Here is a 10,582-nt window from a genome sequence, read left to right on the forward strand (position 1 = left end):
GCCGTCCGGCCGGCGGACGGCCCCACTTCCGGAACACGCCCCAGACCCTCAGCGGCCTCAGCCGGTCGGGCCGAAGCGGCGCAGGTAGGCGTCGAGCCCGTCCGGTGCGGTCCCGGCCCAGCCGATGTACCCGTCCGGCCGCACGAGGAAGAGACCGGCTCCGTATGCGCAGGGGGCGCTCCCGCCCACCACCCGCGCCACGGGTCCGCGCACTCCGCCGGGTGCGGCGGTCCCCAGCGCGAGCAGCGTCCAGTGCGGCCCGCGGAACGCGTCGAAGAGCCGTACACCGTCCACCGTCGCGTCGGGTGCGCGGTCGCCGGCCCGGAGCGCGCCCTCCGGTACCGATTCCCGCGTCTCCTCGGTGAGCGGTGACTCCCGGTATCCGAGGCCCAGTTGGCGGGTAGCACCGCCTCGGCGGACCTCGCCCCGGTGGACGCCGGTGGACAGGTCGAGCATCTGGGCGGCGACCGGGCGCCGCTCCTCCTCGTAGCTGTCCAGGAGCGCGGCCGGGGCGCCGCCCGCCAGGACCGCGCCCAGCTTCCAGCCCAGGTTGTAGGCGTCCTGGACGCTGGTGTTCAGGCCCTGTCCGCCGGCCGGGGAGTGCACGTGCGCGGCGTCCCCGGCGAGGAAGACCCGGCCCGCCCGGAAGCGGTCGGCCAGGGCCGCGCGGGGGCGGAAGTCGGAGGCCCAGCGCACCTCGGTCACGGCCTCGGCGGGGAGGTGCGAGCGCGCGGCGAGGACCTTGCGGACGCCGTCCGGGGTGAGGTCGACGTCGGTCCCCTCCGGGAAGCGGGCGGTCACCTGGAAGTCCTCCGTGCCGGCCAGCGGGCAGACGGCGAGGAAGTCGGCGCCGTCGCGGGGCGGGAAGATGTGCCAGTTGTCCCGGTCCAGGCCGGTGATCCGGACGTCCGCGACCAGGGTCGAGATCGGGTCGACGGTCTCGCCGGTCATCCCGATGCCCAGCGCGCGGCGCACCGCCGACCGGCCGCCGTCGGCGGCGACGAGGTAGCGGCCGCACACCGTGCCGCCGCCGGAGAGGTGGGCGGTGACGCCCTCCGCGTCCTGCGTGAGACCGACGGCCTCCCGGCCGAAGGCGATCCGGCCGCCCAGCGCCGCCAGCCGCTCCGCCAGGAGCTCCTGGGTGCGCCACTGCGGCACCATCCACGGCTTGTCGTAGGGCGAGCCGTCGCTCGGCTCGACCGGGTCGAACATGTGGTGTTCGCCGACCCGCTCGCCGTTCCGCCAGACCATGCCGACCGGGTAGGTGCCGCCCGCCGCGTGGATCGCGTCGATGACGCCGAGGTCGTCGAAGACCTCCATGGTGCGGGGCTGGAGGCCCTTGCCGCGGGAGCCGGGGAACAGCGCCTGCGCGCGTTCCAGGACGAGCGCGTCCACGCCGCGCCGGGCCAGGTCCACTCCCAGGGCGAGACCGGTCGGGCCCGCGCCGACGATCAGGACATCCGTGTCCATGGCGATTCTCCTTAACGTTGTTAAGTACTGGATGGCTCCGAGAATGGCCTTAACGGCGTTAAGCTGTCAAGCGTGAGTACCGAACGACGCGCCCCCCTCGACCGCCGACGGGTCGCGGACACGGCGTTGAGGCTGCTGAACGAGGTGGGCCTGGAGGGTCTGACCCTGCGCGCCATCGCGAGGGAGCTGGACGTCAAGGCGCCCGCCCTCTACTGGCACTTCAAGGACAAGCAGGCCCTGCTGGACGAGATGGCGACCGAGATGTACCGGCGCATGGTCGCCGGGACCCCCCTCGACCCGGCCGACACCTGGCGGGAGCGGCTGCGGACGACCAACCACGCCCTGCGGACCTCCCTGCTCGGCTACCGGGACGGCGCCAGGGTGTTCAGCGGTTCGCGCTTCACGGGCGCGGTGCACGCCGAGCAGATGGAGGAGAGCCTGCGGCTGCTCACCACCGCCGGCTTCAGCCTGGCCCAGGCGGTGCGGGCCGCCACGACGACGTACATGTTCACGCTGGGCTCCGTCATCGAGCAGCAGGGCGCGGAACCCCTGCCGGGCCTGCGCCGGGAGGGGTTCGACGTGGCCGAGCGCGCGCGGCTGCTGGCCGCCTACCCGCTGACCGCCGCGGCGGGTGCGGAGATCTTCGCGGACTACGAGCGGCATTACGCGGAAGCGCTCGACCTGGTGATCGCGGGTATCGCGGCGGCCTACGGCATCGGCTGAGGGCGCGCGTGGCGCCCCGGGGCGTCAGCCGAGATCGATGACGACCTTGATGTCGCCGTCCTGTGCGGTGAACGCGTCGGCGGCGTCCCGCAGCGGCACCCGCCGGGTGATCATCCGCTCCAGCCAGTCCGCGTCGGCGCGGCGGAGGGCTTCCGCGCCCGCCCGGTAGTGGCGCAGATTGGCGTTGACCGACCCCACCACGGCGTCGTTCTCCAGCACCAGTTCGCGGTTGAGCGTGCCGGCGTCCACCGACAGCCGGCGCCCCTTGGGCGACACGCCGGTCAGGCAGACGATCCCGTAGCTCCCGGTCTCCCGCATCGCGCCGAAGACCACGTCTCCGACGCCCGTCGCCTCGATCACCACGTCGGGGCGGAGGGCGGAGGCCACGTCGTCGATGGAGCCGCTGTGGTACGTGGCCCCGAGACCGGCCACCAGACCGGGCTTCGGCCCCGAGGTCACCCGGTCGAGGACATGGACGTCCAGTCCTCGCTGCCGGCCCAGCAGCGCGGCGAGCAGGCCGATCGGTCCCGCACCGGTGACCAGGACCCGCCGCGGCTCGAACCAGGACCGCGCGCCGATCCGTTCGACCTGCTCCCACGCCTTGGCCACCACGGTGGTCGGTTCGAGCAGGACGCCGACGCGCTCCAGGGACGGGTCGAGCCGGACCGCGTAATCGCTCTCGACGGTCCAGAACCCGCTGGCGTAGCCGTGCCGCTCCTTGATCCCGCGCTCCGTGTAGCGCCCGTTGCGGCACATGTCGAACTCGCCCCGGGCGCAGGCGCCGCACGGTTCCGGATCGGGCCGGCGCACCACGCCCACGACCAGGTCGCCGGCCGAGAAGCCGCTCGCCGGGGGCGCCTGCCGCACCCGCCCCAGCGACTCATGACCGATGATCAGCCGGTCCTCGCCGTCCGGCGCCCAGCCGTAGTCGCCGGCCGCGATCTCCTTGTCCGTGCCGCAGACCCCCACACAGAGCCCCTCCACCAGGAGCTCGCCCGGGCCCGGCACCGGGTCGGGCACCTCGCACACCTCAAGGCTCCTGCCGGCCGAAGGCCGTACGGTAACGGCACGCATCGGTACCCCTTTCGAGCACGCGGGCAGCGGCGTCGGCCTCTCCCGGCCGCTCACCCGCTGCCCGTTTACCCGATCGCCCGCCGATCCTGCGTCCCGGCGGCCGTTACGCCCCCGGATTGCGCCGACCGGCGGACCCGGCGGCTCACACCAGCCCGAACGACCTCAGCGCCCGCCGCTGCGCGGGGGTCGGGTGGGCCGGCCAGTAGACGTAGCAGACCCCGCCGGTCCCGCTCCTGACCTTGCCGCTCGCGTCGTACCGCTTGGTGCGCAGCCAGATGGTCTCCCACTCGTGGCGCTTGTAGACGTGGCGGACCGCGTCGTCGTCCGGGGACGCGGGGTCGTTGGCGATGACGTCGCCGTCGGCGGTGAAGCCGATGACCGTCATCAGGTGGCCGGACGTGCCGTAGCCCGCGCCGGTCAGCTCCTCCTTGAGGAAGGACTGCGAGGTGATGACGGGGATGCCCGCGCGGACCAGGGTCTCCACGTCGTTCAGGGAGCCGAGGCGGGTCACGGCGGCGCTCATGTCGTCGTACGTGGCCGCGTAGGCGGCGTTGAACGGCCAGTTGCCGCAGCCCTCGTACTGGTTGTCGTACGTGAAGCGGGCGGCGTGGCAGACCGAGGGGTCCGGAATGCCGGGCTCCACCCAGGCCAGGTCCTCGGCGGACGGCCGGCGGCCCCAGTACTCGATGATCATCTGCGAGGAGGTCGGGCTGCACCACGCCTCGCCGCCGTTGTCGTACTCCGGGTACTGGCCCACGTGGACGTTCTGCGAGTAGCGCGGCACCGGCAGCTCGCGGACCAGGCCCGGGGTGCTCGCCGGCACCGTGAAGCGGTCCGGGATGTCCGAGGCCATCGCGCCCACCCGCCACACCGTCGGGGTGAGGCGGCTGCCCGGGGTGCGGTACAGGGTCAGCCGGAGGCGGTACGAGAGCAGGCGCAGGCCGCTCGCCGCGTCGTCCAACGAGAAGGTGTCCGTCCAGATGGAGCTCTTGCCGTCGCTCTGGTCGTCGACCGAGGTGCGGCGGATGTCCGCGTCACCGGCGGCCCAGCGGCCCATCACGTACCACGGGGTCCCGGTGCCGTCCGAGTAGCCGCCGCTCAGCTCGATCTGGATCCAGGTGCCGGCCGGGGTGTCCGCGTTCCAGGAGGCGATCACCTCGGTCGCGGGGACGGAGGAGCGGTGCTCGGGCGAGGTCCAGGTCGCGTACTCCCAGGCGGCGGTGGTGCCGGTGTGCGGGTCGGTGTAGTCCGTACGGCCCAGCGGGTGGGCGATGACCAGACCGGCACGGCGGCCGGCGACCGCGCGGGTCCCGGCCCGGTCGCCGCAGCGCCAGTCGGTGTACGTGGTCCAGGCGTGGTGGTCCACCGAGGGCGGCGCGGGCCGGCCGGGGCGCGGCGCGGCTGCCGCGGAGGCGGCGGACGACAGCGTTCCGGCACCGGCGGCCGCCACGACGGCGGCGGCGAGCACGGTGCGGCGTGAGGTGGGACTGGGCATGGGCGAGACCCCCGGTCGTCGTCTGCGGAATGGGGCTGCGGTGCACGACAGTGCGCCAACTATCGCGGGTCGCGTCCCGGTTCGGCCAGCGATTCGACCCGCGCCGGTCGAGCAATATTGGTCTCTACCACTGGCGTGACCTGCGGCTGGGCCGAACGGCCTAGGCTGGGCGCATGAACGATCTCGCGCTCCACGCCGCGCGGCTCTCCGCCCTCCCGCCATCCTGCGGACCGGTGCGGCTGGTCGCTGTCGACGGCCACGCGGGATCGGGCAAGAGCACGTTCGCCGGCCGGCTCGCGGCGGCGCTCGGCGGGGCGCCGGTGCTGCACCTGGACGATCTGGCCACGCACGAGGAACTGTTCGCCTGGACGGGCCGGCTCCGCGAGCAGGTGACGGGGCCGCTGTCGCGCGGCGAACCCGCGCGCTACACCCCGTACGACTGGACGGCACGGGCCTTCGGGCCTGCCAGGACTCTGGAGCCCGCCCCCGTCGTCCTGATCGAGGGCGTCGGCGCCGGGCGGCGCGCCCTGCGACCACTGCTGGCACGGCTGTTGTGGATGGACCTGCCCGCCGAGGAGTCCTGGACGCGCGGCCGGCGACGCGACGGACCGGCGCTGCGCTCCTTCTGGGACGGCTGGACGGCGGCCGAGACCGCGCACTTCTCGGCCGACCCCTCGCGCCCCTGGGCGGACGCTCTGGTACGGCAGTTGCCTGTGGGATACGAGTGGCTGGAGGGACCCGCGCGGGAGCGGCGCTGAACCGTTCCGTCACCCGGCGTGACCGACTCGCGCCGCCCTATCGCGCCGCCGGAAAACCGCTCGGGAGTCGTTCCACTCCGCTTGACCCGGGGGCGGTACAGGTCTTACGTTCTCAATGTGCGGCTTTTCGGAGCCCCCACAGACGCGAAGCCCCCGGTCGTTCCCCCGTGACCGGGGGCTTCGTCCTGTGCGGCCCCCGCCTCTCCGGCCCCGCACAGCGCTCCCTTCCTCACCCTGGGTCACGGCGCTCCTTCGCCCTGCGGCACCCTTCGTCGGATACGCACCGCACAGGTACGATGCCTCTCGGTGCGGTCAATTCCCGTCCACGGCACAGCGATTCGGCGCGCACAGGGCCTGTCGCGTGGACCATGCTGGGGGCACGTCTGTGGGGGACCTGATGGACTTCGGCACGCAGGGCGCGCAGGCCCCGGCCGACCTCGCCTGGCTGCGGGGCGTGGACGCCTACACCATGGGCGCGTATCCGCAGGCCGAGGAGGAGTTCCGGTCGGCGGTGGGCCAGGACCCCGGCATGGCGGACGCCTGGCTCGGACTGCACGCGTTGCGCGTCGACACCGCGTCGGCGCTGCTGCACATGCACCGCCACCGCGACCGCTTCGGCGAGCAGCGCACCCGCTACCGGCGCACGCTCAACTCCTGGTACTGGCTGGGCTGGTGGGTGCAGCCGGTCCTCGAAAGCCCGCGCGACCTGCTCCTCGCGCACGCCTCCCACTGGCTCGACGGCCGCCATGTCGCGGAGCTCGACCGCGCGCTGGCCGCCCTGCCGCCGGTGGAGACCGACCCCCAGGTCCGCTTCCTGCACGCCTGCCGCTCCTACCTGGTCAAGGACTGGGACCAGCTCGTGCGCCATACGGAACAGCTGATCGACGACCCCTTGCTGGGCATCGAGGCGGGGCTGTTCGGCGGGATGGCCCGGGTGCGTCTGGAGATGTTCGGGCAGGCGGAGCCGATGCTCGCGACGGCCCTGATGCGGTGCCGCAGCGAGCAGCCGCAGCGCAAGGAGCTCCGCTACTGGCTGGCCCGGGCCCACGAGGGCACCGGCCGCAGCGCCGCCGCCCTCCCCCTCTACCGCGCCGTGCACCGCATCGACCCCGCCTTCATGGACACCTCCGCCCGCCTCGCGGCCATCGCGGACTACGACGGGCTCGACGGCTCCGACGACCTGCCCGGGCTCGCGGCCGTGTCCCTGACCGGCGTGGAGGCGGACGCGTTCTACGCGGAGGGCTCCCCGCCGCCGGGCGCGGACCCGGCGGACGGGCGGGAGCTGCCGCCCGGCGGGGATCCGCAGGGCGTGCCCGGAGCCGGGGGCGCCCCGCTGCCCGGCGGGGTGCGGGCGAAGGCCCCGGCGCCGCAGCCGTTCCCGGCCCGGCCCAGCGACCCGGCGCTGCTGGCCGAGGCGCTGGCCGAGCTGGAGCGCATGGTCGGTCTGGAACCGGTGAAGCGCCAGGTCAAGGCCCTTTCGGCGCAGCTCAACATGGCGCGCCTCCGGGCGGGCCAGGGGTTGCCCGTCCAGCCACCGAAGCGGCATTTCGTGTTCTCCGGGCCGTCGGGCACCGGCAAGACGACCGTGGCCCGCATCCTGGGCCGGGTCTTCTACGCGCTGGGCCTGCTCGGCGGCGACCACCTCGTGGAGGCGCAGCGGGCGGACCTGGTGGGCGAGTTCCTGGGCCAGACCGCCGTGAAGGCCAACGAGCTGATCGATTCGGCGCTGGGCGGGGTGCTGTTCGTGGACGAGGCGTACAGCCTGTCCAACACCGGATACAGCAAGGGCGACGCGTACGGCGACGAGGCGCTCCAGGTGCTGCTGAAACGGGCGGAGGACAACCGGGACCACCTCGTCGTCATCCTGGCCGGCTACCCGGAGGGCATGGACCGGCTGCTGTCCACCAACCCCGGGCTCTCGTCGCGCTTCACCACCCGGGTGGACTTCCCCAGCTACCGGCCCCTCGAACTCACTTCGATCGGCGAGGTGCTGGCCGCCGAGAACGGCGACGTGTGGGACGAGGAGTCGCTGGAGGAGCTGCGCTCGATCAGCGGCCACGTGGTGGACCAGGGCTGGCTGGACGAGCTGGGGAACGGCCGCTTCCTGCGCACGCTGTACGAGAAGAGCTGCGCCTACCGCGATCTCCGGCTCTCCGGGTGCACGACGATGCCCACCCGGGACGACCTGGCCACACTGCGGCTGCCGGACCTGATGCAGGCGTACGGCGAGGTCCTTTCGGGGCGCGGACCGGTGGGCCGGGGGCAGCAGGAGCCGCCGGGGCCGTGAGCCGTGCCCGTCCCGGCCGCCGGACCGCTCCGGCGGCCGGGACGGGTCTCAGCCCACCAGGGCCTCCGCCCCGTCCGGGTCCGTCGTCCGCTCCTCCGTGCGGCGCGGCGCCGTCACCCGGTGCGCGGGGTCGCGGACCTCACCGACCAGCGTCTCCAGGACGTCCTCCATCGCGACCAGGCCGAGGACCCGGCCGGAGGCGTCCGCGACCTGGGCGAGGTGCGTGGCGGCGCGGCGCATCACGGTGAGGGCGTCGTCCAGCGGGAGTTCGGCCCGTACGGTGGCCATCGGGCGCCAGAGCTGCTGGGGCACCGCGCGCTCGCCGTCCTCCAGGTCCAGGACGTCCTTGACGTGCAGGTAGCCCATGAACGGGCCGCCGCCCTCGGCGCAGACCGGGAAGCGTGAGAAGCCCGTGCGGACCGTCAGCTCCTCGATGCGGCGCGGGGTGACCGAGGGGTCCACGGTCACCAGGGACGCCCGGCGCAGCAGGACGTCGGTGACCGGGCGGCTGCCCAGCTCCAGGGCGTCCTCCAGGCGCTCCTGCGCCTCGGGTTCGATGAGGCCGGCCTGCCCGGAGTCCTCCACGAGGCGGTTGAGCTGCTCGCTGGTGAAGACGGCCTCCACCTCGTCCTTCGGTTCGACGCCGAAGAGGCGGAGCACCAGCCGGGCGCAGGCGCCGAGCGCCGCGGTGACCGGGCGGCAGAGCCGGGCGAAGCCGACGAGGCCGGGGCTCAGCCAGAGCGCCGTCTTCTCGGGCGCCGCCATCGCCAGGTTCTTCGGGACCATCTCGCCGATGACGAGGTGGAGGAAGACGACGAGGACGAGCGCGAGCACGTAACCGAGCGGGTGGATCAGCCCCTCGGGCAGGTGCACGGCGGCGAACACCGGCTCCAGGAGGTGGGCGACGGTGGGTTCGGCGACGGCGCCCAGGGTCAGGGAGCAGACGGTGATGCCGAACTGGGCCGCCGCCATCATCTGCGGCAGGTTCTCCAGGCCGTACAGCACCTGGCGGGCGCGGCCCGAACCGGCCGCGGCGAGGGGTTCGACCTGGCTGCGGCGTACGGAGACGAGGGAGAACTCGGCGCCGACGAAGAAGCCGTTCGCGAGGACCAGGAGTCCGGCGAAGACCAACTGGACGAGGCTCATCGCGCCGCCTCCAGGACCGCCGGCTCCGCGGCGTCCGCGCCCGCGGTCCCGGCGGTGCGGACGAAGCGGACCTTCTCGGCCCGGTAGTGGCCGACCTGGCGGACCGCGATCCGCCAGCCGGGCAGTTCGGCCCGGTCACCGGGCGCGGGAATGCGGCCCAGCAGATCGGCGACGAGCCCGGCGACCGTCTCGTACGGGCCGTCGGGCACGTCGAGTCCTATGCGGCGCAGGGTGAGGACCCGGCAGCTGCCCTCGGCGTCCCAGGCGGCCCTGCCGTCCTCGGGCGGGGCGGGGGCCAGTTCGGGGCGGTCGGCGCCCTCGGCGTCGTGCTCGTCGCGGACCTCCCCGACCAGCTCCTCGATGATGTCCTCCAGGGTGACGACCCCGGCGGTGCCGCCGTACTCGTCCACGACGACGGCGATCGGCTGCTCCTTGCGCAGCCGCTGGAGGAGCTGCTCGACGGGCAGGGTCTCGGGCACCAGGAGCGGCGGCACGGCGATCCGGCCGGCCGTGGTCCGCAGCCGTTCGGGGGCCGGGACGGCCAGGGCGTCCTTGAGGTGAATCATCCCGACGACCTCGTCGATGCGCTCCCGGTAGACGGGGAAGCGGGACAGGCCGGTGGCGCGGGTGAGGTTGAGGACGTCCTCCGCGGTGGCGGAGGTCTGCAGGGCGCTGACCTTCACGCGCGGGGTCATGACGTGCTGGGCGGTGAGCCCGGCGAGCGACAGGGTCCGTACGAAGAGGTCGGCGGTGTCCTGTTCGAGGGTGCCCGCCTCGGCGGAGTGCCGGGCGAGGGAGACCAGCTCGCCGGGGGTGCGGGCGGAGGCCAGCTCCTCGGTGGGCTCGACGCCGAAGAGGCGTACGAGCCGGTTGGCCGCGGTGTTCAGGGCGCCGATGACCGGCCGGAAGAGCCGGGTGAACCGGGTCTGCGGTCCGGCGACGAACCGGGCGACCGTGAGCGGGCGGGAGACCGCCCAGTTCTTCGGGACGAGTTCGCCGATGACCATCTGGACGGCCGCCGCGAGCAGCATGCCGGCCACCACGCTGAGGGTGGGCACGACGCCGTCGGGCAGCCCGGTCAGGGCGAGGGGTCCGTCCAGCAGCTGGGCGAGCGCCGGTTCGGCGAGCATGCCGACCACCAGGGAGGTGATGGTGATGCCGAGCTGGGTGCCGGAGAGCTGGAAGGAGAGCTCGCGCAGGGCGTCGGTGACCGAGCGGGCCCGCCGGTCGCCTGCGGCGGCGGCGCGCTCGGCGTCCGCGCGTTCCACGGTGACGAGACCGAATTCGGCCGCCACGAAGAATCCGTTGGCGAGGATGAGAAGGAATGCCGCGCAGAGCAGCAACAGGGGGGTTGTCATGCCGCCGCCTCCACGGAGGTGGCGGCGCAGGTACTACCGGACGATCCGTCCATTGCTGGAGGGAGTCACTCCTCGGGTCGCAGGAAAATCCCCGCCGGCCGCGTGGGCCTTCGGGCGGGGCGGGGCGCGCACGGGGCGCCGCCGCCCTCCAGAGTAATCAACAAGGGGACGAACGGGGCAGGGGGTCGGGGGGGGGGGGGGGGGGGGGGGGGGGGGGGGGGGGGGGGGGGGGGGGGGGGGGGGGAGGGGGGGGGGGGGAGAGGGGGGGGGG

General features: G+C 73.9%; 8 protein-coding genes. 3 read left to right on the forward strand and 5 right to left on the reverse strand.

Features of this window, described 5'->3' with window-relative positions; all coding sequences use genetic code 11:
• Nucleotides 1-57: 57 nt before the first annotated feature.
• Complete coding sequence (locus tag ACN6LM_RS36590) at nt 58-1,470, reverse strand: FAD-dependent oxidoreductase (protein ID WP_445069737.1); 1,413 nt, start codon at nt 1,468-1,470, stop codon at nt 58-60.
• Between the two features lie 72 nt (nt 1,471-1,542).
• Here ACN6LM_RS36590 and ACN6LM_RS36595 point away from each other — a divergent pair, with 72 nt between their 5' ends.
• Nucleotides 1,543-2,193 (forward strand): TetR/AcrR family transcriptional regulator C-terminal domain-containing protein, encoded by a 651-nt coding sequence (locus ACN6LM_RS36595; protein WP_445069738.1) that lies wholly within the window; start codon nt 1,543-1,545, stop codon nt 2,191-2,193.
• Between the two features lie 24 nt (nt 2,194-2,217).
• Here ACN6LM_RS36595 and ACN6LM_RS36600 read toward each other — a convergent pair whose 3' ends face one another.
• Both ACN6LM_RS36600 and ACN6LM_RS36605 read right to left on the reverse strand, forming a co-directional pair.
• Nucleotides 2,218-3,267: a glucose 1-dehydrogenase gene (locus ACN6LM_RS36600; RefSeq protein WP_445069739.1), complete on the reverse strand. Its 1,050-nt coding sequence runs from the start codon at nt 3,265-3,267 to the stop codon at nt 2,218-2,220.
• Nucleotides 3,268-3,409: 142 nt separating this feature from the next.
• Nucleotides 3,410-4,762 carry a peptidase C39 family protein gene (locus tag ACN6LM_RS36605; RefSeq protein WP_445069740.1) on the reverse strand — a complete coding sequence of 451 codons (1,353 nt, stop codon included), beginning with the start codon at nt 4,760-4,762 and terminating at the stop codon, nt 3,410-3,412.
• Between the two features lie 173 nt (nt 4,763-4,935).
• On the opposite strand from ACN6LM_RS36605, the gene ACN6LM_RS36610 reads away from it, so the two are divergent.
• Both ACN6LM_RS36610 and ACN6LM_RS36615 read left to right on the forward strand, forming a co-directional pair.
• On the forward strand, nt 4,936-5,520 hold the full coding sequence (locus ACN6LM_RS36610; protein ID WP_445069741.1) for a uridine kinase family protein: 585 nt from the start codon (nt 4,936-4,938) through the stop codon (nt 5,518-5,520).
• Nucleotides 5,521-5,917: 397 nt separating this feature from the next.
• Nucleotides 5,918-7,807: an AAA family ATPase gene (locus ACN6LM_RS36615; RefSeq protein ID WP_445069742.1), complete on the forward strand. Its 1,890-nt coding sequence runs from the start codon at nt 5,918-5,920 to the stop codon at nt 7,805-7,807.
• A 48-nt stretch (nt 7,808-7,855) separates the two neighbouring features.
• Here the strand turns inward: ACN6LM_RS36615 and ACN6LM_RS36620 are convergent, their stop codons facing one another.
• Entirely contained in the window at nt 7,856-8,953 is a 1,098-nt protein-coding gene (locus tag ACN6LM_RS36620) for a hemolysin family protein (RefSeq protein WP_445069743.1), read from the reverse strand.
• A complete protein-coding gene (locus tag ACN6LM_RS36625; protein ID WP_445069744.1) occupies nt 8,950-10,311 on the reverse strand; it encodes a hemolysin family protein in 1,362 nt (453 codons plus the stop codon). Before ACN6LM_RS36625 ends, ACN6LM_RS36620 begins: the two co-directional genes overlap by 4 nt.
• Nucleotides 10,312-10,582: the final 271 nt, after the last annotated feature.

Source organism: Streptomyces sp. SAS_281, from assembly GCF_052542855.1.

Excerpts from the sequence above, each read along its gene's own strand:
- ACN6LM_RS36590 (WP_445069737.1), bottom strand. The coding sequence starts at position 1,470 with ATGGACACGGATGTCCTGATCGTCGGCGCGGGCCCGACCGGTCTCGCC.
- ACN6LM_RS36600 (WP_445069739.1), bottom strand. The coding sequence starts at position 3,267 with ATGCGTGCCGTTACCGTACGGCCTTCGGCCGGCAGGAGCCTTGAGGTG.
- ACN6LM_RS36605 (WP_445069740.1), bottom strand. The coding sequence starts at position 4,762 with ATGCCCAGTCCCACCTCACGCCGCACCGTGCTCGCCGCCGCCGTCGTG.
- ACN6LM_RS36610 (WP_445069741.1), top strand. The coding sequence starts at position 4,936 with ATGAACGATCTCGCGCTCCACGCCGCGCGGCTCTCCGCCCTCCCGCCA.
- ACN6LM_RS36615 (WP_445069742.1), top strand. The coding sequence starts at position 5,918 with ATGGACTTCGGCACGCAGGGCGCGCAGGCCCCGGCCGACCTCGCCTGG.
- ACN6LM_RS36620 (WP_445069743.1), bottom strand. The coding sequence starts at position 8,953 with ATGAGCCTCGTCCAGTTGGTCTTCGCCGGACTCCTGGTCCTCGCGAAC.
- ACN6LM_RS36625 (WP_445069744.1), bottom strand. The coding sequence starts at position 10,311 with ATGACAACCCCCCTGTTGCTGCTCTGCGCGGCATTCCTTCTCATCCTC.